The sequence below is a fragment of the Arsenicitalea aurantiaca genome, from assembly GCF_003994485.1.
GTDB lineage: Bacteria > Pseudomonadota > Alphaproteobacteria > Rhizobiales > Devosiaceae > Arsenicitalea > Arsenicitalea aurantiaca.
The window spans coordinates 32,540-57,735 of record NZ_RZNJ01000002.1 but is presented as its reverse complement, the minus strand read 5'-3'; the positions used below and the strand labels follow the sequence as shown (position 1 = coordinate 57,735).

The window sequence follows — 25,196 nt, the reverse complement described above, 5'->3', positions numbered from 1 at the left end:
GGGATTGACGATGGCCGAAGAACCGAACCGCTGGGAAAGCGTCCACCGAAGCAAGGATGAGGAGGAGACAAGCTGGTTCGAGGAACATCCGCAGGTATCGCTCGAATTCATAGCGGAGACAGGCGCGGGCCAGGACGCGGCCATCGTGGATGTCGGTGCCGGCTCATCGAGGCTGGTGGATTGCCTTCTGGAACAAGGGTTCCGCCGTATAACGGTTCTCGATCTCTCCGAAACCGCCTTGCGCACGGCGCGCGCGCGGCTGTCGCTAGATGCGTCAGTTGAATGGGTGGTGGCGAACGTCCTGCACTGGCGGCCCTCCGGCCGCTTTGACGTCTGGCATGATCGGGCCGCGTTCCATTTCCTGACCGAGGCTTCCGATCAGGACGCCTATCTGCGGGTCATGGATCGGGCCCTTGTCCCCGGCGGCCACGCCATCATCGGAACGTTCGCGCTCGATGGCCCGACCTCGTGCAGCGGTTTGCCGGTCGCTCGCTACGATGCGGCCTTGCTTTCGGAACGGCTAGGTAGCGCCTATCGGCTCGTCCGATCGCTGAGCCACGAACACCGCACGCCGTGGGGCAGCGTGCAGCGGTTCCATTTCGGGCTCTTTCGGAAGGTCTGACGGGTGTCGGGAAATCGTCAATCTGCGGCCGCGTTGGACCGCTGCGCCTGCGCGTCGCGAATGTGTTCGGGCCAAGTGGACTTGATATAGTCCAGGATGGCTTCGATCTCGCCTTGGCCCAGCACGGAGCCGAAGCCCGGCATACCCGACGTGAAGGTCACGCCCATGTCGTCCAGCACGGCCTGACCGCCGCGGGCGATGTAGTCGATGAGCATGGCGTCATCGTGATGCCAGGTGTGGCCCGTCTCGTCATGGGGCGGCGCCGGATAGAGGCCGTTGGCGTCGGGGCTGTGCCAGTCGGGTTGTCCCTCGAGATCGACGCCGTGGCAGGCCGCGCAGTGCTCGACGTAAAGCGCGCGGCCGGAGTCAGTGCCCGTCTGGGACGCGTGCAGGAACGCCGCAGCCGGAACCGGCATGAGCCCGATCAACAGAGAGAATGCAGCAAATAGGCTTCGACCGGGTAAGGGCGATTTGACAGGCACCCGATGACCCAATCTGCACCACCGCCCCTCCATCAGCGAAAGCAAGCCATTGCCCATCACCTAGCCGATCTCCTGGGTCTTAGTGGTCGCTCGTCAAATCCGAGAGCCCGTCTATGATCGGGCATTCGGGGCGGGCGTCTCCGTAGCAGTTCTCGACCAAATGGCCGAGCATCGCCCGCAAGCCGGTCAGTTCAGCGATCTTGCGGTCGATCTCGCCCAACTTCTCGGTGGCGATCGCCTTCACATCTGCGCTGGCCCGGTCGCGGTCGGTATAGAGGGAGAGCAACTGCCGGCATTCCTCGACCGAAAACCCAAGGCTGCGGGACCGCTGGACGAAGCGCAGCCGGTGGACGTCCTCGTTGGAATAGTCGCGGTACCCGTTGGCAGCCCGGTCGGCGGTCAGTAGACCGATGTCCTCGTAGTAGCGGATCGTCTTGGGCGGAAGGCCCGATTGCCTGGCGGCTGTTCCGATGTTCATTGCGGCCTCTCCGAAGCTTCTCCCGCCAGTATAGGGGTTCCAGCCGCTGGAAGCTCAAGTAATTTCGAGGCGAGCGAGCAGAAGTGGCCGCGCGGGTGCGCACCGCGCGGCCACTGTGGTCTCAGTTGGCGTTCTCAGCCAGCCATGTGGTCATCCGCTCGATCTCGGGGCCCTGTGCCGCGATGATCTCTTCGGCGAGCGCGCGCATCTGCGGATCGTCGCCGTGCTCGAGCACAACTTCAGCCATGTCGATGGCGCCCTGATGGTGGGCGATCATTCCACAGGCGAAGGCCACGTCGGCATCCTCCATCATCATGCCTTCGTGCATGGCCGGCATGGTGATCATCATCTTGCGCATGTTCTCCTGCACATGCTCGGGCATGGATTCGAGGTCCATGCCTGCCATGCCCATCATTTCCATCATGCCCGCGTTCATGCCGCCGCCCTGATTGCCGTGCATGCCACCGTGGCCCATGGCCGAGCGGTCCATGCCACCCGAGGCGGCTGCTGTCGTGCACTGCTCGGGCAGCTGGAATTCTGCGTCTTGCGCCAAAGCGGGCGCCGAGACGGCGGTTGCGGCGACAGCCGCTGCGAGGATCGTCTTAGCGATAGTCATCTTGAGTTCTCCTGAGTGTATGATTTGTCGAGCGATCAGAGCCACAGACGTCGCGGAGGGGGGAGGATCACCCCAGGATCGCTTCCCAAGCCCGGCACCGGCGTCGCAGCCGTCGTCTCGTCGCTGGCCGAAACGGTGGTAATTTCATGCGCTCCGACTGAAATCCCCGGACAGCAATGAGCCATCATGCAACAGCCTATTGTCGCAGCATCACAGTCGGCATCCATTTGAACTGTGAGAAGGCTGTGCTGGCCGCTCGGTTTGGCATGAGCCTGGTGAGTATGGGCTTCAGCTTGCGCTGCTTGATCATAGGATGATGGGGAGCCAAAGTTGGCAGGCGGCCAGATGAAGGCGAATGCCAGCGCCAGTAACGCTGCCATTGCCATGTTCCAAATCCGCGCTGATGTTTTCATCAATGGTTATCCACCAAGGAAGACGCTGACTCAGGAGTTACAACCCGCTTCAAGTAAGCGCGCTCCTCTTGGCGCTGCTTCTAACTATTGGCCGAGCGTCATGCCGCAGGGCGAGGCGAGAACCCCGCGTCCTCGAGCACGGACGCAACAGCAGATCGATCGACGCCCGACTCCACGGTCACCCGCTTCTGGGGCAAATCGATGTCGACCTTCGCCTGCGGATCGACCGAATGGATCGCCTTGTGTGACGCTCCTGGCGCAGCCGCCGCACGTCATGTTGTCGATCTGGAACTGCATGGCACTCTCCTGAAGGGTTCTGCTTACCATTCAAGATGGGGCTTCCAGTTGGTGGAAGGTCAAGGGGCGACATCAACACGAAATCGGGTGTTGACCTTCCAGTCACTGGAAAGCGCAGAAGTGCTCCAACAGCACTCGCCAAGGAGCCGACGATGAACGTCCACGCGACAGGAAGCGCCGAGATCGCTTCCAACCTGACACCGAAACTCGCCACTGTCTCGCTACCGGTCGTCGGGATGACCTGTGCGTCCTGCGTCGGGCGAGCCGAGAAGGCCTTGAACCGCGTTGAAGGCGTGGGAATGGCGACGGTCAATCTCGCCACCGAGCGTGCCGATGTAACCTTGGTCCAGCCCGTCGATCCGGCCAGTCTGGTCCGGGCGATCGAAGACGCAGGCTACGAGGTTCCAGGCCGCGCGATCACGCTCGCCATCAATGGCATGACCTGCGCGTCCTGTGTGGCGCGTGTGGAAAAGGCGCTGCTCGCAGTTCCGGGCGTCGCATCCGCGACCGTAAATCTGGCGACCGAACGTGCTTCGCTTTCGACTTCCGGAACTGTCACGGATCGCGATCTCGTCGCTGCAGTCGCCTCTGCGGGGTATGAGGCGCGGACGGTAAGCGAAAACGATGATGACGAGGCGCATGCGTCCCGCAAGCAGGCGGAGCAAGCTGCCCTGGGTCGCGACGTCGCCATCGCGGCCATCCTGACGCTGCCGGTGTTCGTGTTGGAGATGGGCTCGCACCTGATCCCGGCGGCTCGTGACCTCATCATGACCACCGTCGGCATGCGGGAGAGCTGGCATCTGCAGTTCGTTCTGACGACAGTGGTGCTGTTCTGGCCAGGCCTGCGGTTTTACCGGATCGGCCTGCCGGCGCTCAGCAAGGGCGCGCCAGACATGAATTCGCTCGTCGCCGTCGGCACGCTGGCCGCCTGGACCTACTCGGTTGTGGCGACATTCGCGCCGCAGCTTTTGCCGGCTGGAACGGTGAACGTCTATTTCGAGGCGGCCGCCGTCATTGTCACGCTGATCCTTCTCGGTCGCTACCTGGAGGCTCGGGCCAAGGGCAGGACCTCGGAAGCGATCAAGCGCCTGGTCGGTCTCCAGCCGAAGACGGCCCGCGTCCGCCGCGGTGACCGGGTTGTCGAGGTGGCGCTTGGCGACGTCGTGACAGGCGACCTTGTCGATGTCCGACCCGGGGAGCGGATCGCCGTGGACGGCGAGGTCGTCGAGGGCGCGTCCTTCGTCGACGAAGCCATGATCACCGGAGAGCCGGTGCCGGTCGAGAAGCGGGCTGGCGCGACCGTGGTGGGTGGAACCGTCAACCAGACCGGCGCACTCACCTTCCGCGCAACCGCGGTCGGCGCCGACACGATGCTCGCGCAGATCATCCGTATGGTCGAGGAGGCTCAGGGCTCCAAGCTTCCCATCCAGGCGCTCGTTGATCGCGTGACGCTGTGGTTCGTGCCTGCCGTCATGGCGGCGGCCGCGCTCGCTTTCCTTGTCTGGGCGATCTTCGGCCCGGAGCCTGCGATCACCTTCGCGCTCGTCAATGCGGTTGCCGTGCTGATCATCGCGTGCCCTTGCGCGATGGGCCTCGCGACACCCACGTCGATCATGGTCGGAACCGGGCGCGGCGCGGAGTTGGGCGTGCTGTTCCGCAAGGGCGAAGCGCTGCAGTCGCTCAAGGACGCCCGCGTGGTCGCGCTCGACAAGACCGGAACATTGACCGAAGGCAAGCCCACTCTGACCGACCTTGAGACGACCGGTGGTCATGCCCGCAACAACGTTCTGGCACTGGTCGCCTCCGTCGAGGTGAAATCGGAGCATCCGATCGCGCGCGCCATCGTCGAAGCCGCCGAGGCAGACGGGTTGAAGCTGTCCGATCTGACCCGGTTCGAGAGCGTGACGGGTTATGGCGTCAGCGCCGATGTCGGCGGACGCCGCGTCGAGGTCGGTGCCGACCGGTTCATGGAGAAGCTCGGGCTCGATGTCGGTGCATTCGCGACAATCGCCGCGCGACTGGCCGACGAGGGCAAGTCGCCGCTCTATGCCGCTGTCGAGGGCGAGCTCGTCGCAATCATCGCCGTCGCCGATCCCATGAAGCCGTCCACGCCGGAGGCCATCCGGGCCCTGCACGATCTCGGATTGAAGGTGGTGATGATCACCGGCGACAACCGGCGGACGGCGGACCCCATCGCACGACAGCTCGGGATCGACGAGGTCGTGGCCGAGGTGCTGCCGGACGGCAAGGTGGAGGCCGTCACGGCGCTGAAGCGCCAGCATGGCGGGCTCGCCTATGTCGGGGACGGCATCAACGACGCGCCCGCATTGGCCGAGGCGGATGTTGGCATCGCCATCGGTACCGGAACGGACATCGCCATCGAGGCCGCCGATGTCGTCCTCATGTCGGGCAGCCTCAAGGGAGTTCCCAATGCGATCGCGCTGTCAAAGGCGACGATCCGGAACATCCGGCAGAACCTGTTCTGGGCCTTCGCCTACAACACCGCGCTCATCCCGGCTGCAGCCGGGGCGCTCTATCCCGCCTTCGGATGGCTCCTGTCTCCGGTCCTGGCGGCGGGTGCCATGGCGATGTCGAGCGTGTTCGTGTTGGGCAATGCACTGAGGCTGAAGCGCTTCCGTGCTCCGATGGCTGCCGTCAGCCGATGATGAGGAACTGAGAAATACTGCCGCATGGAAATAGCCCGGTGCGTGAGGTAAAGCTTCGGGGACAGATGCCATGAAGCACCGGGAAAATCGCAGGGCCCGGAAACCGAGCGCGAGGCTTACGAGGTGTTCCTGATCCGGCGTGACGGATCGACCGAAGTTTTCTCCAGCTATGACGCAGCCTGAGTTCCGAGCAGCCATTCGATAGCCGTCAGGGGCGAGTGCAAGCGCGCGCCTGATCCCGCATGACCGTAGTCGGCGATCATCTCGGCGACGACCGACCCGCTCTGGAAGCAGCTCGAGTTCCTCCGCTGCCCGCGTCTGGACCTCCCCGGCTGTACTCGGCGACCGGCGGGCACGGCCCAGCCAGCATTCCGTCAGAACTTACCGTCGCGCAGCCGGTCAGCAAACTTGCCCGCGATCGCGAGGGCGGCGAGCCGCCGCTTCCCGCATCCGGCGTTGGACAGGCCGCCAGAAGCCGCCCCGCCTGCACCGCCCCCCAGACACCAGAGCGCGCTCACAATGTGGCCAGCGCGTTGGCGCCGCTAAAGAGAGGTAGGTCCGTGGCTCTGGAGCGCGGCGGCTAGCAAATCGACCGCCAGCGCATTGACGGCCGATGCGCAGTCCAACCCAAACCGGGAACATCGGCCGCGCAAGCTTTGCCCAGATCAGGAGGCGCCTTGGCGCATATGCACTATCATCCTGGCATCGTTCTTGCGAGGTGGCTCTTGGCCGAGCACAAGGTTTAACTCAGTAACCGGAGCCCTCTCTGCTGCCGCCCCGCTTATGGCCCGTCGTTCAAAAAAGCTCTGCCAGCCGCCGAGCAGCGGCGAACGGACGTGACCTCTCGCCGGAAGCTATGGAAGACGGCCCAACCATCATTGCTCCTGAAGGCTCGACCTTCTACCTGCAGGCCTATGGCACGGACATGAACCTCACCGAGATGCTTCGCCAAGCTCAAGCCGCTGCGGCAGAACCCGGCCCGGACAGTCGACGCCCTCGTCAAAGCCATCGGCCGTCTCCTCGACCGTTTCACCTTCAACGCATGCGCTAACTTCTTTAACGCAGCAAGATAACAACGCTCAATGTGAAGACGCTCTAAGCTGGAACTCTAAGGTCGAATTCCACAATGAGACCATCGTGGTCACTCAACGGGCCTCGTTCAGTTTCTGCGGCAATACCAATCGTCTTGGCTGCAACGAACGGGCGTGTGGAGGCAATATGACAAACGCTCGGTCGGCTCAGCCCGGAAACAACGCCCGATGTGTGGACGGTGAGATCGGCTAGTGCCGTCTCGAGCAGCGATACCGCCTCGGCTGGCGCTCGTCGATTGGGAACGGCCTGGTTGAAGTCCCCGAGCATGATGAGCGGCAAGGAACTGGCCGAAGGTGGTGCCAATGCCTTCAGATAGGCAATGTGGTCCTCCCACGGTCGCCGATCACGCCGACCGGTGCTTACATGCGCCGCATACCATGGCACACAGACACCGATAACGCGCACAGCCCCTAAACTGGTAGCGGTTGTGGCGGCGACGAAACGGCCTCCCGGCATGCCGCGACTAGCGGTGCGTTCTATATCTCGCCATCCATTGCGACTCCACAACGTGACTTTGGAGCGGCCGGGCACAATCGGGTATCCATAGTTGGTCTCGCTGCGGGCTACATGCCATTCGCCCTCCAGAAGCTCGCCTTGACATTCTGGGATGCAGACGATCTCGGCGCCGGAAGCCAGGATGCGCTGCGAAATGGCTTTCCCTTGCCAGCTTCGTGAGCTGTGCCAGGCAGCATTCCAGCAGGCAACTATCATCGAGCTGCACCCTCTCGTCTTCTACCGCAGGACTGTCGGTGGGAGAGTATGATGGCGGCTCGAGTCTGCTGCAAGTCAACGAAGTCGGTCGTGAGGGCATTTCACATGCCAAGGCGTGATTACTGCAACTATCCCTGACGGTCTAGTGGTCCCCTTTCCGCTTGGTAACCTGCGCCAAGCCGATGCAGGAGTCCATTATTGTCTGCCCTAATCTCAGGCTGGTCCAAGGGAGGCTGCATCCCATTGTGGCGATGGACGTACCGCTTTTCGGCGGGAAGCCTGCTCACAGCCGGAGGCTTTACCGCCTCGCAGGCGGGTCGATCATTCATTCCTTGCCGCCTGTCGATGCCACCGATGCCGAAAAGCCGCGTTGGAAGCCGGTGAGGATGACCATCGGGATCAGCGAGATGAACAATGCCGCCGCGAAAATTAGCGCGTAATTGACGTCGTACTGCGTCGAAAACTGCGCGATGGCAACGGCAGCGACCTTATAGTCGGGGGCAGGCGCGATGAGCAGCGGCCAGAGATAGGCCTGCCATTGGAAGACGAACAGAATGAGCGCGGCGCTGATGAGTGCCGGAACGGAAAGCGGCAGGTAGATCCGCCAGAAGACGCCGAACCAGCCCATACCGTCGATCATGGCCGCCTCGCGGAGCTCTTTTGGTATGCCGAGGAAGAACTGGCGGAGGAGGAAAACGGCGAGGCCGTTACCGATGCCCGGAAGGACGAGCCCGGTATAGGTGTTCTGCAGGTTGAGGTTGCGCATCGTCTGATACAGCGGCACCGCAATCGCATCGAACGGAATGAGGAAGCTCACGACCATTACGATGAAAACGATATTGCGGCCGGGGAAGTCGATTATTGCCAAGGCAAAAGCGGCCGCGGAGCATATCGCCAAACCGACGAGTATCGTGACGGTGGTCACTATGATCGAGTTCATTATTGCCAGGCGGAACGGTCCACTCCACAACTCGACGACGTGCTCGAGCGTGAAATTGAGCGGGAGTAGCGTGCCCCAGCTCAGTGGTGAGAGATAGCGGAAGATGTCGTTCTCGGGGCGCAGGGCGCTGACGGCCACCCACCAGAGGGGAAGAGCGAAAAGGATCGCGCAGAGGACCGTCAGGCTGGTGCGGACCATGGTAGCGTTGTTGTTCATATGCCCTTGTCCTCCGGGGAACGCATCATGCGGAACTGGACGAGCACCACTGCCAGCACGGCGGTGACCAGAACGACCGTCGCCGCCATCGCGCTGCTGCGGTCACCGGATACGAAAGCGCGGGTATAGATCTCGTTCATGATCAGGTTCGTCGAGCCCTGCGGGCCGCCGCTGGTCAGAATCTGCACTGGAGCAAAGACCAAGAAGTTCGCCACAGTGTTGGCGACAAGAACAAACGTGAGCGGGCGCCGCAACTGCGGAAGCGTTACGTACCAGAACTGCTGAAAGCGGTTTGCGCCATCGATGCGAACCGCCTCGTAGAGCGACTTCGGAATGTCCTGCAGTCCTGCCAGGATGAACGTCATCCAGTACCCGACGCCGATCCAACTCACGATGACAATGATCGATCCCATAGCTTGCTCGGCCGACGTCAGAAAGCGCATCGGTTCAAGGCCCATCGCAATCAAGACGGCATTCACAGGACCATCAGGACGGAAGGCTACTCCCCAAACAACAGCCGAGACGCTCTGTGGGATTGCGACGGGCAAGAGGATGATCGCTCGCCACAACCCCACGAACGGGATTGCTGCGTTGACCAGCAACGCCAGAGCCAGCGCAATCACGATCTGTAGTGGCGCAACCACTACAAGGAAAACCAGGGTCACCTGCAGGCTGCGCAGAAAGACTGGATCACTGAAAATGTACGCATAGTTCTCGAGGCTATAGGTCGTTTCGCCCGGCGCCAGGAGCGACTCGTGCAGGGCAGAGGTCGCGGGCCAGATCCGCAGAAAGATTACGGCGATGATGGCCGGCGCCAGAAAGGCCGCTGCCACCAGCAACTTGTTCCGCTGTTGCATTATGAGCTCCAAGGCCGATCGGAGCCGGGCCTCGTAGGCCCAGCTCCCCTGCTATAGCTAAGCCTATCGAATACGCGCGAGCTGGGACCGCAACTGGTCCTCGGCCGCCTGTAGGGTCGGCTCGACCTCGGCTCCGTTCCGGAGATCGGAGAACACCCGGTTCATCACCGTCTCGAAGGCAACGAAACCAACTGTGCGAGGACGGCCGACTGCGGTGTTCTGGAGCTCATGGGTGATGATATCGATCGCAGGGCCGACTTTGGGCGTAAGCTCGGCGATCTTTTCGCGCCACTGCTCATAGGCCTCTGCATTGACCGGTGGCAATGGGTTGGATTCCGTCGTCGCGAGCGCACCTTCGGGCGTGAGCGTGGCGAATTCGACAAAACGTCGCGCTGCCTCCGGGTTGGCGGCATGCGGGCTGATCGCGAGCGCCCAGGAACCTGTAGCCGTGACAGGTTCTCCACCTTCAAAATAGGGAACGTAGGTCACGCCGTAGTTCAATCCCTCGGCCTCTTCGAAGCGCCCGAAGGTCCATGGACCTCCATAGAAGAACGCCACCTGCCCGTTGATGAAGAGATCATTGGTCTGGTTCGGGCTGACGCCGCGTGGGGCAATTCCGTCCTCATAGAGATCGCGATACCAGGCGGAAGTTTGAACCCAACCCTCGTTTGTCAGGTCTGGCTGCAGCAGCCCCTCACCCGTGAGACCGGGGCCTGCTCCGGCGGACTCATAGAGCGCCTGGAGCTGATAATATCGATCCACCTGCTGGAAGGTGAATCCCCACTCGGCACCAGCATCCTGCGCCTGCTTTGCGAGATCGAGCAGTTCTTCCCAGGTCAGACGGTCGTCCGGCGAAGTCGGGGTGGGCTCGGCAATGCCGGCCTGCTCCAGAAGGTCGCGGTTGTAAAAGAGCAGCTGCGTCGAGGTCCACATAGGGAAGGCGTGGATCTTACCTTCCCAGCTCACCTGCTCCTGATCCACGGGATTGGGAACCGCTGCCTCGATACGCTCGCGATTGGCTTCTTCGTCGGGGAGGTAGCCTCGCGATGCGAAGGCTGGGACGCGGGGTGTATCGGCTGCGAAGACGTCGATACTCGAATCCCCCTGTCCGACCCGGGACTCAATCGCCGCGTTCAGATCTTCGAACGGAACCTGCTGATAGCGAATGTCGATGTCGGGATTTGCAGCTTCAAAGGCCTCAATTACCGGGGCGTAAACGAAGTCTGCAGCCTCAGCCAAAAAATTGACGACAGTTTGGGCTTGTGCAGTTGTTGTTACCGCCATTGGCATTGCCAAAGCCAACGCAATGACTGACGCGCTGCGTCTGAATGTCTTCAGGTACACGGTTCTCTCCTCCGAGTTCTCCTCTCGCGCATTTCTGCACGCGCTTGCAGCCTACGACCCATATTTTGGCTCGTCAATCGACTTAGGGCCTCCAGTAGACTCGCGCTCTACAAGTGTGGGCGGAATGAGTACCCGCCTTCTCATCCTGCCCCGCTCTACGACGGCAGCCTCGATTTCCTCCACGGCAGAGCGAACCATCCCCGGTATGTTCTGGTCTACCGAGGTCAGGCGGTAGGTAGCCCACGCCGCGGCGTCGGAATTGTCGAAGCCTGCAACCATCAAGTCCCCAGGGACATCAAGGCCGAAATCCTTTCGTGCGACGTCCACTGTCGCGAGCGCCATAAGATCGTTCGCGCAGAAAATGGCATCAGGGCGAACGCTGGAGGAGAGCAATTCCCGAGCAGCGCGGACGCCCCCGTCATGGGAGTAGTTGCCGACTGCGCTTGAATGCAGTGTCGCGCCAAGCTCAGAGAGTCCCGCACGAAAGCCGCGCTCGCGATCCCGACTGCTGGAGGTGTCCGGTTCCCCGGCCATGTAGGCAATCCGTCGACGACCCTTCTTGACGAACAGCTTGCCGATTGCAGCTGAGGCGAGCTCGTTGTCGCAAGTCACAGAAACGATATTGTCTACTTCGAGATAGCGGTTGATCGCTATTACCGGAGTATCCCCTCGGGCGCAGCGTACCGACATTTTCGAGGACAGGCTGGTGTTGGTTAGAACCAGGGCATCCACACGATAGGAGAGCAGCTGGGAGATACGTTCGTCATTGCTGGTTTCATCGGCAATGAATGTCACTGCAGCCATGCCCGCTCTTTGAATTTCTTCAATCAGGCGCTGCAGGAGAGTTGCGTAGAATGGGTTGTCGAGGTGGGTGGTAATTACTCCGACAAGGAACGTGCGGCTGGTGGTCAAGCTGCGCGCAAGCATGTCCGGGCGATAGCCAAGAAGGTCCGCTGCGCGCTCAACCTTGGCGCGCGTGTCTCTGGAGACATAAGCTCCTGGTGTAAAGGCGCGCGACACGGCTGAGCGGGAGACGCCTGCGAGACGGGCTACATCGTTGGCGGTGATCCTTCCGCTCCCACTCTGCTCAGTCATGCCCTATCTCCACACTTGACGCATTAATCCTCCCCCCTAATACTGCACTCGTGTGCAGAAAGTGAAGGCGGGCTAAACCGCACTCGCCGCCGCAAGGCAGTAGCGGCCTTCTGCAGAGGTAGGAAGGGTGGAAAATGGCCAGTGTCGAACTTTTGAACGTGCGCAAGTCTTACGGGCCAGTCGCCGTTATCCATGACCTTGATCTAACTGTCGCGGACGGCGAGTTTCTTGCGCTCGTCGGGCCGTCGGGCTGCGGAAAATCCACTCTATTGCGCATGATTGCCGGGTTGGAAGACATCACCGGCGGCGAAGTGCGGATCGACGACAAAACGGTCAATACGGTCGATCCTAAAGGGCGCAATGTTGCGATGGTGTTCCAGAACTATGCGCTCTACCCACACATGACGGTGCGTGACAATATTTCGCTCAATCTGCGCCTGTCTCGCCTCCCGCGCGCGGAGATCGAAGCTCGGGTCCGAACCGCAGCGGAGCTTCTGGACATCGGCAGTCTGCTTGATCGACGCCCTTCGCAGCTCTCGGGTGGACAACGGCAGCGTGTTGCCATGGGCCGAGCCATTGTGCGTAACCCTGCGGTGTTTCTTTTCGATGAGCCGCTTTCGAACCTCGACGCCAAGCTTCGCGTGCAGATGCGTACTGAGATCAAGGCTTTTCATACCAAGGTGGCGACGACATCCATCTATGTCACGCACGACCAGATCGAGGCCATGACGCTCGCCGATCGCATCGTTGTTATGAATGCCGGGCGCATCGAGCAGGTGGGCACGCCGATCGAACTCTATCAGTCGCCCAGCAATATTTTCGTCGCCGGGTTCATCGGTTCGCCCGCAATGAACATCCTGCAGGGCGAGTTACTGTCAACGGATGGAGGACTTGCGGTAAGCGCGATCGGCAGCCAACTCACTACTCTCGCTGCTGCCGCCGGCGCTGCAGGGCAGCATGTGAAGGTCGGCATCCGACCAGAACATCTCACTCTTGCTGGCCCGGGCGAAGTCAATCGAGTGAGTGCCACAATCGCGCATGTGGAGCCGACCGGCGCCCAGACTCACCTTCTGGTCGATGCGGCAGGACAGATGCTGACCGTGGTCCTGAACGATATTGCGAGTGTTAAGCGTGGGGACGCTGTCGAACTCTCTGTACGACCTGACCGAATCTACCTGTTCGACGACGCGACTGGCCAAAGGCTGGGCGCGCTCTGACGGTGATGTGGAAGCTAATTTCCCGGCACGCTTCGCTGCCGGCAGTTCTTCAAGGAGGAGAGACCCATGGCACTTAGCGCCGCAGACCGTCTGAGAATGCTTGAGCCGCCGACCGGCAAGGTACGCGTGGTGATGGATACCGACACATTCAACGAGATCGATGATCAGTTCGCGATCGTACAGATGATGCTGTCGAGCGACCGGCTAGACGTCGAGGCGATCTATGCCGCGCCCTTCCACAACAAGCGCTCAGACGGCCCGGGCGACGGCATGGAGCGCAGCTATGACGAGATCCTGCAGTTGCTCTCGCGCATGGACATTGCTCATGAAGGGCTCGTACACCGCGGCGTGACCGAATATGTGGGTCCCTCAAAGCAGGCGCGGCCTGCTGCGGCCGTGGATGACCTTATCGAGCGCGCCCGCAACTCATCAATCGAGGATCCGCTCTACGTCATAGCGATCGGTGCCATTTCGAACGTTGCCTCGGCGTTGATCAAGGCTCCCGAGATTGCCGACACGATGGTGGTAGTATGGCTCGGGGGGCACGCGCTGGAATGGCCGCACGCGGTCGAATTCAACCTGAAGCAGGATGTCGGTGGGGCACAAGTCCTGTTCGACAGCGGCGTGCCGCTCGTTCTGGTGCCCTGCATGGGTGTGACGTCACACCTTCACAGCACCGTGCCGGAGATTGAAAAATATGTCGAGGTGCACGGGGAGATCGGCAAGTTTTTGGCCATGCGCTACAAGGGATACTCCGAAGATCACGTCGGGTGGTCCAAGCAAATCTGGGATATGGCAGCCGTTGGCTGGCTTCTTGATGCGGACTGGACTCCAAGCGTTATCGTCGCCACTCCGATCCTGACCGATCAGATCACCTGGAGCGTGGACGCTTCGCGCCATTCCATGCGCTACGTGACCTACGTGGACCGGGACCCGATCATAAAGGATTTCTTCCACAAGCTGGCCGCTTTTGCCTCTTGAAGCGCCCTACTCGCGGTGATCGTCCTCGCCGCGAGTTTCCATCTTTGAGTACACTGGCGCCGGGTCCTAGGCAGGCTAGCCGCTGCCCGGTAATCTCCGTAATGGTGGGTATCGCGACCGGCGCCGAGATGCCCCTGTGCCTCCCGGACGCCGCCTCCAACATCGCGCTTTCGCCACGAGTTCACCTCCTTGAGGTGTGGGCTGGTGTGCGGCAGGTAACGTTCAAACCAGGGCCTCAGGCAGAAGCAGGGGTATGGGGACAAGGTCACAGTTCAGCAAAGGGGTTGCGGTCCTGCGGAAGGGGATCCCACGGCCGCCGGCCCAGCGTCGTCATGGCGGAGACGCGGCTGCGCGAGGATGGGGACAGCCCAAGCTCGGTCATGAACTTGTGCATGAGCTCGAGGTTCTTGTTGGCAATCGCGAGCCAGGGGTTGGGCTGGACGTAGCCGGCGGGCGTCCTCAGCAGCGCCGGGGTGGTCTTGAGCTGCCTTTCCGCCTCGGCCCAGCGGCCATAGGCCTGGCAATAGGCGGCAAGGGCGCTCCGGTCGAGTTCGCTCAGCACGCCCAGCCCGTGAAGCTGCCGGGCCAGCCGCTTCCATTCCGCTTTCGCCGTCGGCGAGAGATGGGCCGGACAGGTGGGGATCCCCGGCTGAGGCCTTGGCTCACGATGATTGAGCGGCCGGTGTCCGGGATTGCCCTCGATCAGCTTCAGCGCCGTGGGCTTTGGCTTGCGACCGCGCATGGCTCAGAAGGCCTGCAGGCGCTCGAACAGGCGGCGCAGCATGTAGGAGCGGGCCAGCGAGCCCAGCATGAAGAACGCGGCAATCGCGCTGTCCTCGGCAAGGGTGGTCTCGATGCCGAAGAGCGGATAGGCAAGCTGCTGGATCAGCAGCGCCAGGACGTACCCGACCAGGAGATTGACGACCGCCTCCAGCATCGAGCGGGCGCGGCTCTGAGCGACGCGCTTCGTCATGATGCCGCCCCCTGCCCGTCCGCGGCGACAAGGCTCGCGAACGCCATGCCATCCTCCCGGGTGGCGGTGCCGCCGGTCTGCTCCTGCCAGCGCCGGATGATGACGTCGCAATAGGCCGGGTCCAGCTCCACCAATGCCGCCAACCGCCCCGTTGCCTCGGCAGCCATCAGGGTCGTGCCCGAGCCGCCGAAGGGATCGAGGATCCTGTCCCGGGTCTTGGAGGAGTTGCGGATCGCCCGCTCCACCAGGGCGATCGGCTTCATCGTCGGGTGCAGGTCGTTGCGCACCGGCTTTGCCAACGACCACACATCCCCCTGGTCTCGTGCACCGCACCAGTAATGGTCGGTGCCCCTGGGCCAGCCATAGAGGATGGGCTCGTACTGGCGCTGATAGTCGGTGCGGCCAAGCGTGAAGCTGGTCTTGGACCAGATGACGAAGGTCGACCAGTGCCCCCCTGCCCCCTCGAAGGCGTGCTTGAGCGTGCCGATCTCGGAGGAGCTCATGCAGATGTAGATGGCGCCCTTGGTCACCTCCAGCATGGCCCCGCAGGCGGCTCCGAGGAACCGGGCAAACGCCGATCCCAGGGCGTCATTGGCAATCGGCCGGTGGCCATCGGGGGTGTAATCCACGTTGTAGGGCGGGTCGGTGAAGACCATGTCCGCCAGCCCGCCACCCAGCGCCTGGACGAGGTCCTCCCGCCGCNGTAGATGGCGCCCTTGGTCACCTCCAGCATGGCCCCGCAGGCGGCTCCGAGGAACCGGGCAAACGCCGATCCCAGGGCGTCATTGGCAATCGGCCGGTGGCCATCGGGGGTGTAATCCACGTTGTAGGGCGGGTCGGTGAAGACCATGTCCGCCAGCCCGCCACCCAGCGCCTGGACGAGGTCCTCCCGCCGCGTGGCATCGCCGCAGAGGAGCCGGTGTTCGCCGAGGCACCACAGATCCCCCGATCGCGTCACGGGACGGGCTGGCGGCGCCGGAGCTTCATCGGGGAAGGCGTCGCCCTCGTCCTGAGAGTTGAGCGCGAGCAGGCGGTCGATCTCGATGGCATCGAACCCGGCCAGCTCAAGATCGATCCCCATGGCGCCGAGATCGGCGACTTCGGCAGCCAGCATGGCATCGTCCCAGCCGGCATTGAGCGCGAGCTGGTTGTCGGCGAGCACGTAGGCGCGCCGCTGCGCCGGGTTCATCGCCGCAAGCTCGATGACCGGGACGCTCGTCATCTCGAGCTTGCGTGCGGCCAGCAGCCGGCCATGACCGGCGATGACACCGTTGTCGCCATCGACGAGGATGGGGTTGGTCCAGCCGAACTCCCGGATCGAAGCCGCAATCTGTGCGACCTGACGATCGGTGTGGGTGCGGGCGTTGCGGGCGTAGGGGATGAGGCTGGCGACGTCGCGATAGCNGTTCATCGCCGCAAGCTCGATGACCGGGACGCTCGTCATCTCGAGCTTGCGTGCGGCCAGCAGCCGGCCATGACCGGCGATGACACCGTTGTCGCCATCGACGAGGATGGGGTTGGTCCAGCCGAACTCCCGGATCGAAGCCGCAATCTGTGCGACCTGACGATCGGTGTGGGTGCGGGCGTTGCGGGCGTAGGGGATGAGGCTGGCGACGTCGCGATAGCTGATGGCCAGGTCTCTGAGCACTGCGGAGTTGGTCGCATGATCGGGCCCTTCAGGATGCTCGCCAGCGATTGCCAGGGCTTTGGATTGTTTGAGTTCTGCTGCCTGCGCCACTGCCGGTGACCCCCATGCCAATTTCGCGGGTGTTAAAGATGGACGGCCCCACCGGTCAGGGATCGGATCGTCAGAGACTTTCCACCTCCCCCCCCCCCCGCCTTCAGGCCATGGTCCATTCTACGCCGGCAGCTATGGCTATGGGAATCCTGACATTTTCCGACATTCATACGCTTGAGTGCGCAACTGCCGACACGTACTGGACCGGCCGCAAACTCCTTTGCCTTCTGCCGGAATGACGCAGCTTGGCTCAACCGGATCGATGTTGTCCTCAAGTCATGTCAGGGCGCCGCCGAGCCGCCCCCGACGCGCCCTGCAGCGGATGCAACAGATGCTACGTGAGAATCGGTTTGTTGCTCACGCGCGCGCGTAGCAGCTTATGGTTTTCTCGCGTCACATCTGTTGCATCTGTCGCCGGGACGGCCTCCTCGCCTTTGACAGTTCCGGTTCTCCCGGGTTCAACTGAATCGGGTTCCGACGGGAGGGGCGACACCCATGGGTCACAACACGCTTGGCGTCCTACCGCGGACCAGGCATTGGCGAGAGGTTGTCCGGCTTCTTGATGCCGGTGCTGCCGACAGCGATGTCGTTGGTGCCAGCGCGCGCGCGGCCGAAAAAGAAATGCTGGCTGCGGCAAACGATCCGGTGTTCGTCGAGGTCGTGCGTCTACTCCTCAACATTCCGGTGGCGGCGCGATCCGACGACTTCGGACAAGCGCTTCGAGACGTCGGCCTGGCCGTGGGCGACAGGCCGGAGCTTCTTGATCTGGTGATGGCGGTTGAAGAACGGCTCGATGCGGTGCGGCGCGAAACGCGAGTGCGGTCCGATTTCGGTGAGATCGCTGCCCGGGCGCTTACCCGAACACTTTCTGTCTCGATTGGCGATGCGCTGCCGGCCCTGTTCGGGTCCACCCCCGACGATGTCCAGGCAGTGGTTCGGAAGATGTCCTGGGCGAAGGGCATATCCGGGTTCACCAGAGAATATTTCGGGACGCTGGTTTCCGGAACGCTGTCCTACTGGCTCGACCGGACTCTTGCGCTTCAGACGGGCCACGACCGACGCTTTCCGACCGCTGCGGCGCGCAATGCTTTTGACGCTGAACTCGGCCGATATTCGGCCGAAGCGACCCGCATCATCAAGGAGTTCTCCAGCGGCTGGTATGGCAAGACGCTGAACCGCGAGGGAGGATTCGGAGCGAAGGAAGCAGCGACGTTCGGCGCGGTCGCCCTGAAGAAGACGGTGTCCGACCTCCGCACGAGGAGCACCGCAGATGAGTGAAGCCCTTGTGCAGGTCGACGGTCGCGATCGCCCCTTGGCCATCCGCATCAACGGCCGGCACCCTACCTTCAGGTTGGCAACTGACGCCCTGGAGACGAAAGTCATTCGTGAACTCGATCCCGTCATTCTCGACCTGATGGAGATCGCCTCGACAGTCTTTGCGGCAGATGGCGCTGTTCCCCGGGGGGGACCCACGCGGCCCAATTTGGGCCAGGACTGGTATCGGCAGTTCGATTTCGAAATACCGGTCCGGCATCCTGAGCTCTGGCAACGCGATGACGTGGTGGCGGCACTGCGCGATGCGGTAGAGACCCTGACCGAGGACAGCGTCAGCTTCCGGTTCATCCAGGCAGCGCCCGACGTGATGCGGCAGCAATACCTCGATTACGACCCGACAGGTGTGGCCTTCGAGGCCGATGAGGTAATCCTCTTTTCGGGCGGGCTTGATTCCTTTGCCGGCGCCCTTGAGCTTCTTGCCACGACGTCGTCGCGAGTGGTTCTCGTCACTCATCGCTCAGCCCAGAAGGCAATCCCGCGCCAGATCGAGCTTGGTCAGTACCTGGTCGATCAGTTCCCTCATCGCGTGCTGCATGTTCATGTCCTTGCACGACGTGTCGATCAGGAGGCGCGAGACTCGACACAGCGGTCCCGCACCCTCCTCTTCTCTGCTTTGGGTCAGGCGGTCGCGTGCGCGTTCGGAGCTGAGCGTGTGAGCTTTTTTGAGAATGGCATCGTCAGCCATAATCTGCCGTTGAGCCCGCAGATCGTTGGCACCATGGCGACAAGGACGACGCATCCCCTTGCGCTCACAAACATCAATCGTCTCATGCAGCTGGCCCTGCCTGCCGCCGTGCCTATCTCCAACAGGTTCCAGTGGCTGACCAAGACCGAGGTGGTCTCCAAGATCGACGAGAACGGGGGTGCCAGCCAGATTGCACGATCTGTCAGCTGCACGAGCATTCGCGAGCAGAACACCCTCCACACCCATTGCGGGGCTTGCACACAATGCTTCGACCGCCGGTTCGCGATCCTGAAAGCGAACCTCGCGGATTACGATCCCGAAGAAACCTACGCCACGGACGTGCTGTTCGGCGAACGGGGCAATGACCGCTCAATGACGATGGCGGTCGAGTGGACACGGCACACCCTTGGGCTGGGCGATCTTGAAGAGCAGGGATTCATGGAGCGCTTCGGCCATGAGGTCAGCCGGATATTGCGCGGACATCCGGATCTGCCCCCCAGAGCCGCGCTCGATCTTTCCCTCAGGCTGCATCAGCGCCAGGGAAAGGTTGTGCGGGACGTGCTCGAGACTGTGCTTCGGGAGCGTTCGGCCGAGCTCGTGGCTCAGCGTCTGCCCGCGACGTGCCTCGTGCGGCTTCACCTTGGGTCCGGAGAGGAGCTGGTGGGAAGGGTGCCGCGCTATGCGCCCGACGAAGAGAGAAGAGCATCGTCCACCGGGATGGAAGCCGTTGAAGAGGTCGACGAAGAAGTGGACGCGGATGCCCCGCTGCGGTTGCAATTCTTCATGCAGGGGCAGCGTCACGTCGTGGAGGTGGCGGGCCTGACGACCGTGATGGGGGCGCCAGCTCGGGTCCCGCACGCCCTGAGGTCCGTGTACGACGAAGACAAACGCAACGGCGTCCGCCCGGAGGACCATCGCTACAGCATCGGAACGACACTTCCCCACCTGGCCGACATGGACAAGAGCACGATCCGAAAACTGGTCGCACGCTGTCGCAAGCAGCTTGCAGAAGGTTACACGGAGCTGCACGGGGTGCCGCCCCCGGCACACCTGCTCATCCAGACCCGGCCCTCGAGCGGATACCGCCTCGACCCCACCATCGTCGTCGTCGAGCCGAATCGGCCAGTCTGAGGCAGGCCGATCAACAGGGCGCGGAAACCCGGGCCCGCGCCCCTCGTGTCACGTCAAGTCTGGGGATGTCACGTCGGCACCCCTTGATCTCGGCGATTCTCGGGGTTCCTAAGCCCTCCGTGTCACGTCTGACGCGCCGCCGTGTCACGCGAACAGCCGCCACAGCCGACGTCGGGGGCTTAGGCTTTGGGCATGGCAAACGACCTGCACGACCACCTAAACTCAGCCGATCCCGGGCGCTTGATCCGCGAACGCGAACTGGCCAAGCGCTGGGCAATATCCCCGCGAACGCTGCAGCGCTGGCGCGGCAAAAATTCCGGGCCGGCCTACATCCTGATTGGCGGGACGGTCCGCTACCGCATGGCCGATGTCCTTGTCTTCGAGCAGGAGATGCGACGCGGTGGTGCGCAATGAACGCGTCTGCGACTTCCACCTCCGGCCAACTGATCGAGTTGCAGCCCATCCGCGCCCACTGCGAGGTTCTGTTCGGCGGCCTTCAGGGCCTTGTTCCAGTCCGGCTTCTCGCCGAAGCCGGAACGCCCGACCAGAAACCACGCCTCGAATTCGTGGAGACCTCGGTGATCGCTGATCGCCTATTCCGGCTCTTTCCCGAAGCGGACCAGCAGCAGCGTGGCGTCTTCGTCGTCCCCGGGACCGTCACCTCCCCCGGGTCAGCCAAAGCAAGAGACATCAAGCAGACCCGCGTCGTGCTGGTCGATCTCGACAACGGCGACATCCTTGCACAACGCGCCCACCTCGTTCAGCACCTGGGCCTGCCATCACTTGAAGTCGCCTCAGGCGGGACTACTGCGGAGGGTCAGGACAAGCTGCACCTCTATTGGCGGCTGGCCGAACCGGCGATCGATGAGAACGTCCTGCATGTGGCCGCCCTGCGCGGTGTGCTTGCCGACAAGGTGGCAGGCGATCCGTCATTCCGCAGCGCCCATCAGCCGATACGAGTCGCCGGCACCATCCACGGCAAGAGCGGTCGGCGCGCCAGCGTACGGATTCTCGCCCAAGGCCCGCGGCATTACGAACTGGGTCAGCTGGCCGCGGCCATCGCGAACATGCCGGTCATGCCAGGAGTTCCGCGCCTGAAGAGCGAAAGGCGGCGAGGCGCGGCCGGACTTTCCCCTCGGCAGCTAGCCACGAAGAGGATAGCCGCCGGTGGCCAGGATAGCGAGACGCGCTTCACCACCTTGTCCAAGGTGATCGGACACTGGCTGCGCAACGCGCGTCACGGGGTGTGCACCATGGAGGCGGCGTGGACCGCCGTCGAGGACCATAACGCCGCCATGATCGTTCCACCGTGGGACACGGATCGTCTCCAGCGAGAGTTCGAGGCGTTGCTAACCAAGGACATCGCCGAGAAGGGCCCGATGCCTGCTTCGTCTGCGCAGGAGGAGTTGGGCGGCGATCCCTCACCGCCCGCGCCCGCGCTCAGCGACGATGCCATTGCTGCAGATTTCGCCGCTCGCCACAGCCAGCACTGGAAACACGTCCCCGCCTGGGGGACCTGGTATCAGTGGCGCGGCAATGTCTGGGAGCGCGACGAAACCGGCATGGTGCGCGAGCTGGTGCGCCAGGTCTGTCGGGCAGCGGCGCGACAGGCAAGTAACCCCGCCGAAGGCCGGCACGTCGCCAGCGACAAGAAGATGTCGGCCGTGCTGCGCATTGCGGCCGCCGATCCGCGTATCGCTGTATCCTCATCAAGATGGGATGCGCATCCGATGTTGCTGAACACCCCGGCGGGTGTAGTCGACCTCAAGACAGGCCAGGTCAGTTCTCACGACCCCGGTCTGCAGATTAGCCAGATGACGACGGCATCGCCTGGCAGTGAATGTCCGCGCTGGACCTTGTTCCTGCAGGAAATCAGCAATGGTGACGTTGACCTGCAAGCCTACCTCGCACGATTGGCTGGCTATTGCCTCACGGGATCGACGAGAGAACAGGCGTTCGCTTTTCTCCATGGCCATGGCGCCAACGGCAAGTCCGTCCTTCTGCAGACATTGGCGTCGGTCATGGGCAGCTATGCCGCCACCGCCACCCTCGACACATTCATGGCATCTCGTGGCGAGCGGCACCTGACCGAACTCGCCGGGCTGCGTGCGGCAAGGCTCGTCCTAGTGCCCGAAACCGAGGCGGGGCGGAGTTGGGCCGAGGCCCGCATCAAGGCTATCACCGGAGGCGAAAAACTACGCGCGAACTTCATGCGCCAGGACCACTTCGAGTTCACCCCGCAGTTCAAACTACTCGTCGCCGGCAATCACCGACCCGCGCTCAATGCGGTCGGCGAGGCGATGCGGCGCCGCCTCCACCTCGTTCCGTTTTCGGCAACGATCCCCCCCGAGCGGCGCGACCCGCGGCTCTCGGAGAAACTCCTTGCCGAACGCGACGGAATCCTGGGCTGGATGCTAGAGGGGTGTGCTGCCTGGCAGCGCGAGGGTCTTGCTCCACCGCCCTGCGTCAGAGCCGCTGCAGAGGAGTACTTCCAGGCAGAGGATCTGGTCGGGCAGTGGATCCATGAGTTCTGCATCTGCGACACTGATCGCAAGGCGCTGGCCGCACAGCTTTTCGAATCCTGGAAGTCATGGGCTGAAGCTAGGGGCTTCCCGCCCGGGTCACAGAAATCTCTCGGGGAAGCACTTCGCGCCCGGGGGTTCACGCCAACCAGCGTCCGCCGCGCGCGGGGATGGTCAGGCATAGGTCTCCGAACCGCTCCGCTGACGGCGGAGGCGCGAACATGAACCCGCTGCATCCCCGCCACCTGAAGCCTCATGAGCGGCGTGCCGAACTCTGCGCGATCCTCGCCCGCGGCTTGCTCCGGCTACGGCACGCCCAGTCAAGCGAACACTTGCCGCATGATGGAGATAGTTCGCTACGCTACCTGCCCGACCAGAGCGGTCATGCAACTCCAACTCATCGGAGAATGGCATGACGACCCCCGAGCCAATCCCCGCGCGCCTGGCCGCGCTCAAGACTGCTGCCACGGCTGACCTGAAGCAGCAGTGGCGCGATCTGTTCGACAGCGAGCCGCCGCCGTTCAACCGGCGCTACCTCGAAAGCCGCCTCGCCTATCGCATCCAGGAACTGGCTTATGGCGGACTGAAGCCAGAGACGATCCGAAAGCTCGAACGGCTCGGCGAGGAACTGGATGGCGGCGACAGGACGAAGCGCGGCCTCCGAATGGATCGTGACCGCCCCATCACCGGCACACGGTTGCTGCGGGAATGGCAGGGGGTCGAACAGATCGTCACGGTCACCGCAGACGGCTTCGAATGGCAGGGCCGGCCCTACAGATCGCTCTCGGCGATCGCCCGCGCTATCACCGGCACGCGGTGGAACGGCTGGACCTTCTTCGGGCTCAGGAACCACAGGGGGCGGACATGACGAAGCTCCCGGAGAAGTCGAAACTCGTCCGCAAGCTGCGGTGCGCGGTCTACACCCGCAAATCCTCGGAGGACGGGCTGGAGCAGGAGTTCAACTCGCTCCACGCCCAACGCGAGGCCTGCGAGGCCTATATCGCCAGCCAGCGCTCCGAGGGCTGGGTGCTGGTCCGGGACCATTATGACGACGGCGGCATCTCGGGCGGGACGCTGGAACGCCCCGGGCTGAAGCGACTGCTCGAGGACATCGAGGACGGGCTCGTTGACGTTGTCGTCGTCTACAAGATCGACCGCCTCAGCCGCTCCCTCGCCGACTTCGCCAAGCTGGTGGAGGTGTTCGACCGGAACAGCGTGACCTTCGTCTCGGTGACGCAATCGTTCAACACCACCACCTCGATGGGCCGACTGACGCTGAACATCCTGCTCTCGTTCGCCCAGTTCGAACGCGAGGTGACCGCCGAGCGCATCCGCGACAAAGTCGCCGCCTCTCGCAAGAAGGGCATGTGGATGGGCGGGGTGCCGCCATACGGATACCGGGTCGAGAACCGCAAGCTGGTGGTCAACGAGGAAGCCGCCGCGCATGTTCGCTGGATCTTCGCCCGGTTCCTCGAGATCGGATCCTGCACGGAACTGGCGCGGGAGGTGGGGACGCGCGGCATCCGCACGCCGCGCGGCAACCGGATCGACAAGAAGTACCTCTACCGCATGCTGAGCAACCGCGCCTATATCGGCGAGGCGGTCCACAAGGGCGAGAGCTATCCCGGCGAACACGACGCGATCATCGACCGCGAGGTTTGGGACAAGGTCCACGCCATCCTCCAGGAGAGCCCGCGCAAGCGCGCCGCCCGCACCCGAGCCGACACGCCCGCGCTGCTGAAGGGGCTGCTCTTCGGACCCGATGGCGCGGCGTTCTCCCCGACCCACACCCGCAAGGGCGGCAGGCTCTACCGCTACTATGTCAGCCAGACCGTGCTCAAGCATGGCGCCGGGTCTTGCCCGGTGGGTCGCGTGCCCGCCGGCGAGATCGAGGCCGCAGTCATCGACCAGCTGCGCGCCGTGTTCCGCCAGCCGGAGATCGTGGCCGGGACGTGGAAGGCAGCACGTATCCAGGACGAGGAGATCACAGAGGCCGACGCACGGACAGCCCTGCAGCAGCTCGAACCGCTATGGGATGAACTCTTCCCCGCCGAGCAGGCGCGGATCGTTCAGCTGCTGGTCGAACGCGTCGACATCGGCATCGATGGCCTGAGCGTCCGACTGCGCATGAATGGTCTCGACGGCCTCGCGCGCGAGATGCAGGCAGACGCGCTGGAGAAAGCCGCATGAGCCGGACGCAACACGATCCCGATACCGTCACCGTCCACGTCCCGTTCCGCATCGTGAAGCGCGGCGGGCGCAAGCAGATGCAGCTGCCTGAGGGCGCATCTCGACCACGCAAGGCCAACAGCACGCTGATCAAGGCCCTGGCGCGAGCCTTCCGCTGGAAACGGATGCTGGAGACGGGCGAGTTCGCCACCATCGCCGAGCTGGCCGAGCGCGAGGGCATCGCGTCCTCCTACATGACCCGTGTCCTGCGCCTCACCCTGCTCGCGCCAGCAACCATCGAGGCGGTCCTCGACGGGAGGCAAGCGGCCGATCTGACGCTGGGGCGGCTGTTGGAGCCGTTTCCCGAGATCTGGTGGGAGCAGCCCGGCTACGGGGCGGCCGGAGCTCGACCTGATGACCACAGCAGCTGATCGCCCTGAGCCCTCGCCACCACGATCACGTCTGCGGGGAGCAGGCAATGACCTCGCTACGGCGGCCTCGCGCCCCGTCCCGGTCATTGACCTGGTAACCGCAGCGGACCAAAAGCGGACATTGGCGAGGCAGGGCGTGTAGGCACCTTTGCGCCCCCATTCTAGCCGTTTGAAGACTCTGTAAG

Annotated in this window: 24 protein-coding genes; 11 read left to right on the top strand and 13 right to left on the bottom strand. The window is 63.1% G+C overall.

Annotated elements, in window-relative coordinates; translation table 11 throughout:
* Positions 1–10 precede the first annotated feature (10 nt).
* Positions 11–622 (top strand): class I SAM-dependent methyltransferase, encoded by a 612-nt coding sequence (locus EMQ25_RS04615; RefSeq protein ID WP_127187402.1) that lies wholly within the window; start codon positions 11–13, stop codon positions 620–622.
* A 17-nt stretch (positions 623–639) separates the two neighbouring features.
* On the opposite strand, the gene EMQ25_RS04610 is transcribed toward EMQ25_RS04615, so the two are convergent.
* From EMQ25_RS04610 to EMQ25_RS04595, 4 genes are all read right to left on the bottom strand, one after another.
* Positions 640–1,161: a c-type cytochrome gene (locus tag EMQ25_RS04610; protein WP_244606523.1), complete on the bottom strand. Its 522-nt coding sequence runs from the start codon at positions 1,159–1,161 to the stop codon at positions 640–642.
* A gap of 22 nt (positions 1,162–1,183) precedes the next feature.
* Positions 1,184–1,582 carry a Cu(I)-responsive transcriptional regulator gene (gene cueR, locus EMQ25_RS04605; RefSeq protein ID WP_127187401.1) on the bottom strand — a complete coding sequence of 133 codons (399 nt, stop codon included), beginning with the start codon at positions 1,580–1,582 and terminating at the stop codon, positions 1,184–1,186.
* A gap of 121 nt (positions 1,583–1,703) precedes the next feature.
* Positions 1,704–2,198 carry a CopM family metallochaperone gene (gene copM, locus EMQ25_RS04600; RefSeq protein WP_127187400.1) on the bottom strand — a complete coding sequence of 165 codons (495 nt, stop codon included), beginning with the start codon at positions 2,196–2,198 and terminating at the stop codon, positions 1,704–1,706.
* A gap of 35 nt (positions 2,199–2,233) precedes the next feature.
* Entirely contained in the window at positions 2,234–2,611 is a 378-nt protein-coding gene (locus EMQ25_RS04595) for a hypothetical protein (protein WP_127187399.1), read from the bottom strand.
* Between the two features lie 449 nt (positions 2,612–3,060).
* On the opposite strand from EMQ25_RS04595, the gene EMQ25_RS04585 reads away from it, so the two are divergent.
* A complete protein-coding gene (locus EMQ25_RS04585) occupies positions 3,061–5,574 on the top strand; it encodes a heavy metal translocating P-type ATPase (RefSeq protein ID WP_127187398.1) in 2,514 nt (837 codons plus the stop codon).
* A gap of 1,095 nt (positions 5,575–6,669) precedes the next feature.
* Here the strand turns inward: EMQ25_RS04585 and EMQ25_RS04575 are convergent.
* From EMQ25_RS04575 to EMQ25_RS04555, 5 genes are all read right to left on the bottom strand, one after another.
* The gene (locus EMQ25_RS04575; RefSeq protein ID WP_127187397.1) at positions 6,670–7,377 is read right to left on the bottom strand and encodes an endonuclease/exonuclease/phosphatase family protein; all 708 of its coding nucleotides are present in this window, start codon (positions 7,375–7,377) and stop codon (positions 6,670–6,672) included.
* Between the two features lie 325 nt (positions 7,378–7,702).
* The gene (locus EMQ25_RS04570) at positions 7,703–8,533 is read right to left on the bottom strand and encodes a carbohydrate ABC transporter permease (RefSeq protein WP_127187396.1); all 831 of its coding nucleotides are present in this window, start codon (positions 8,531–8,533) and stop codon (positions 7,703–7,705) included.
* Positions 8,530–9,390: a carbohydrate ABC transporter permease gene (locus EMQ25_RS04565; protein ID WP_127187395.1), complete on the bottom strand. Its 861-nt coding sequence runs from the start codon at positions 9,388–9,390 to the stop codon at positions 8,530–8,532. Before EMQ25_RS04565 ends, EMQ25_RS04570 begins: the two co-directional genes overlap by 4 nt.
* A gap of 63 nt (positions 9,391–9,453) precedes the next feature.
* Positions 9,454–10,734, bottom strand: coding sequence for a sugar ABC transporter substrate-binding protein (locus EMQ25_RS04560; RefSeq protein WP_127187394.1), 1,281 nt, complete (start codon positions 10,732–10,734; stop codon positions 9,454–9,456).
* A gap of 51 nt (positions 10,735–10,785) precedes the next feature.
* Positions 10,786–11,829 carry a LacI family DNA-binding transcriptional regulator gene (locus EMQ25_RS04555; protein WP_127187393.1) on the bottom strand — a complete coding sequence of 348 codons (1,044 nt, stop codon included), beginning with the start codon at positions 11,827–11,829 and terminating at the stop codon, positions 10,786–10,788.
* A 134-nt stretch (positions 11,830–11,963) separates the two neighbouring features.
* Here EMQ25_RS04555 and EMQ25_RS04550 point away from each other — a divergent pair, with 134 nt between their 5' ends.
* On the top strand, positions 11,964–13,046 hold the full coding sequence (locus tag EMQ25_RS04550) for an ABC transporter ATP-binding protein (protein WP_127187392.1): 1,083 nt from the start codon (positions 11,964–11,966) through the stop codon (positions 13,044–13,046).
* Between the two features lie 66 nt (positions 13,047–13,112).
* Positions 13,113–14,027 carry a nucleoside hydrolase gene (locus tag EMQ25_RS04545; RefSeq protein ID WP_127187391.1) on the top strand — a complete coding sequence of 305 codons (915 nt, stop codon included), beginning with the start codon at positions 13,113–13,115 and terminating at the stop codon, positions 14,025–14,027.
* Positions 14,028–14,292: 265 nt separating this feature from the next.
* Here the strand turns inward: EMQ25_RS04545 and EMQ25_RS04540 are convergent, their stop codons facing one another.
* Genes EMQ25_RS04540 through EMQ25_RS18335 form a run of 4 tightly spaced genes read right to left on the bottom strand, consistent with a single transcriptional unit; the run spans position 14,293 to position 16,648 of the window.
* Positions 14,293–14,769: a phage terminase small subunit P27 family gene (locus tag EMQ25_RS04540; RefSeq protein ID WP_127187390.1), complete on the bottom strand. Its 477-nt coding sequence runs from the start codon at positions 14,767–14,769 to the stop codon at positions 14,293–14,295.
* A 3-nt stretch (positions 14,770–14,772) separates the two neighbouring features.
* A complete protein-coding gene (locus EMQ25_RS04535; RefSeq protein WP_127187389.1) occupies positions 14,773–15,000 on the bottom strand; it encodes a DUF7220 family protein in 228 nt (75 codons plus the stop codon).
* Complete coding sequence (locus EMQ25_RS04530; RefSeq protein ID WP_244606522.1) at positions 14,997–15,629, bottom strand: DNA-methyltransferase; 633 nt, start codon at positions 15,627–15,629, stop codon at positions 14,997–14,999. Before EMQ25_RS04530 ends, EMQ25_RS04535 begins: the two co-directional genes overlap by 4 nt.
* On the bottom strand, positions 15,527–16,648 hold the full coding sequence (locus EMQ25_RS18335) for a ParB N-terminal domain-containing protein (RefSeq protein ID WP_244606487.1): 1,122 nt from the start codon (positions 16,646–16,648) through the stop codon (positions 15,527–15,529). Before EMQ25_RS18335 ends, EMQ25_RS04530 begins: the two co-directional genes overlap by 103 nt.
* Positions 16,649–17,233: 585 nt before the next feature.
* On the opposite strand from EMQ25_RS18335, the gene EMQ25_RS04520 reads away from it, so the two are divergent.
* From EMQ25_RS04520 to EMQ25_RS04485, 7 genes are all read left to right on the top strand, one after another.
* Complete coding sequence (locus EMQ25_RS04520) at positions 17,234–18,016, top strand: hypothetical protein (protein ID WP_127187387.1); 783 nt, start codon at positions 17,234–17,236, stop codon at positions 18,014–18,016.
* Complete coding sequence (locus EMQ25_RS04515; RefSeq protein WP_127187386.1) at positions 18,009–19,889, top strand: adenine nucleotide alpha hydrolase family protein; 1,881 nt, start codon at positions 18,009–18,011, stop codon at positions 19,887–19,889. The genes EMQ25_RS04520 and EMQ25_RS04515 overlap by 8 nt, the downstream gene beginning before the upstream one ends.
* A 192-nt stretch (positions 19,890–20,081) precedes the next feature.
* Entirely contained in the window at positions 20,082–20,303 is a 222-nt protein-coding gene (locus EMQ25_RS04510; protein WP_127187385.1) for a MerR family transcriptional regulator, read from the top strand.
* Positions 20,300–22,636, top strand: a complete 2,337-nt coding sequence (locus tag EMQ25_RS04505) for a phage/plasmid primase, P4 family (protein ID WP_127187384.1) — start codon at positions 20,300–20,302, stop codon at positions 22,634–22,636. The genes EMQ25_RS04510 and EMQ25_RS04505 overlap by 4 nt, the downstream gene beginning before the upstream one ends.
* 187 nt (positions 22,637–22,823) lie before the next feature.
* Positions 22,824–23,279, top strand: a complete 456-nt coding sequence (locus EMQ25_RS04495; protein ID WP_127187382.1) for a DUF2924 domain-containing protein — start codon at positions 22,824–22,826, stop codon at positions 23,277–23,279.
* Positions 23,276–24,601: a recombinase family protein gene (locus tag EMQ25_RS04490; protein ID WP_127187381.1), complete on the top strand. Its 1,326-nt coding sequence runs from the start codon at positions 23,276–23,278 to the stop codon at positions 24,599–24,601. Before EMQ25_RS04495 ends, EMQ25_RS04490 begins: the two co-directional genes overlap by 4 nt.
* Positions 24,598–25,011, top strand: coding sequence for a hypothetical protein (locus EMQ25_RS04485; RefSeq protein WP_127187380.1), 414 nt, complete (start codon positions 24,598–24,600; stop codon positions 25,009–25,011). Before EMQ25_RS04490 ends, EMQ25_RS04485 begins: the two co-directional genes overlap by 4 nt.
* Positions 25,012–25,196 lie beyond the last annotated feature (185 nt).

Bases quoted from the DNA above. Each gene is read 5' to 3' on its own strand.
- EMQ25_RS04535 (WP_127187389.1), bottom strand. From the start codon at position 15,000: ATGACGAAGCGCGTCGCTCAGAGCCGCGCCCGCTCGATGCTGGAGGCG.
- EMQ25_RS04595 (WP_127187399.1), bottom strand. From the start codon at position 2,611: ATGAAAACATCAGCGCGGATTTGGAACATGGCAATGGCAGCGTTACTG.
- EMQ25_RS04575 (WP_127187397.1), bottom strand. From the start codon at position 7,377: ATGATAGTTGCCTGCTGGAATGCTGCCTGGCACAGCTCACGAAGCTGG.
- EMQ25_RS04615 (WP_127187402.1), top strand. From the start codon at position 11: ATGGCCGAAGAACCGAACCGCTGGGAAAGCGTCCACCGAAGCAAGGAT.
- EMQ25_RS04495 (WP_127187382.1), top strand. From the start codon at position 22,824: ATGACGACCCCCGAGCCAATCCCCGCGCGCCTGGCCGCGCTCAAGACT.
- EMQ25_RS04610 (WP_244606523.1), bottom strand. From the start codon at position 1,161: ATGGGCAATGGCTTGCTTTCGCTGATGGAGGGGCGGTGGTGCAGATTG.
- EMQ25_RS04585 (WP_127187398.1), top strand. From the start codon at position 3,061: ATGAACGTCCACGCGACAGGAAGCGCCGAGATCGCTTCCAACCTGACA.
- EMQ25_RS04545 (WP_127187391.1), top strand. From the start codon at position 13,113: ATGGCACTTAGCGCCGCAGACCGTCTGAGAATGCTTGAGCCGCCGACC.
- cueR (WP_127187401.1), bottom strand. From the start codon at position 1,582: ATGAACATCGGAACAGCCGCCAGGCAATCGGGCCTTCCGCCCAAGACG.
- EMQ25_RS04515 (WP_127187386.1), top strand. From the start codon at position 18,009: ATGAGTGAAGCCCTTGTGCAGGTCGACGGTCGCGATCGCCCCTTGGCC.
- EMQ25_RS04505 (WP_127187384.1), top strand. From the start codon at position 20,300: ATGAACGCGTCTGCGACTTCCACCTCCGGCCAACTGATCGAGTTGCAG.
- copM (WP_127187400.1), bottom strand. From the start codon at position 2,198: ATGACTATCGCTAAGACGATCCTCGCAGCGGCTGTCGCCGCAACCGCC.
- EMQ25_RS04510 (WP_127187385.1), top strand. From the start codon at position 20,082: ATGGCAAACGACCTGCACGACCACCTAAACTCAGCCGATCCCGGGCGC.
- EMQ25_RS04570 (WP_127187396.1), bottom strand. From the start codon at position 8,533: ATGAACAACAACGCTACCATGGTCCGCACCAGCCTGACGGTCCTCTGC.
- EMQ25_RS04490 (WP_127187381.1), top strand. From the start codon at position 23,276: ATGACGAAGCTCCCGGAGAAGTCGAAACTCGTCCGCAAGCTGCGGTGC.
- EMQ25_RS04520 (WP_127187387.1), top strand. From the start codon at position 17,234: ATGGGTCACAACACGCTTGGCGTCCTACCGCGGACCAGGCATTGGCGA.
- EMQ25_RS04485 (WP_127187380.1), top strand. From the start codon at position 24,598: ATGAGCCGGACGCAACACGATCCCGATACCGTCACCGTCCACGTCCCG.
- EMQ25_RS04540 (WP_127187390.1), bottom strand. From the start codon at position 14,769: ATGCGCGGTCGCAAGCCAAAGCCCACGGCGCTGAAGCTGATCGAGGGC.
- EMQ25_RS04565 (WP_127187395.1), bottom strand. From the start codon at position 9,390: ATGCAACAGCGGAACAAGTTGCTGGTGGCAGCGGCCTTTCTGGCGCCG.
- EMQ25_RS04555 (WP_127187393.1), bottom strand. From the start codon at position 11,829: ATGACTGAGCAGAGTGGGAGCGGAAGGATCACCGCCAACGATGTAGCC.
- EMQ25_RS04550 (WP_127187392.1), top strand. From the start codon at position 11,964: ATGGCCAGTGTCGAACTTTTGAACGTGCGCAAGTCTTACGGGCCAGTC.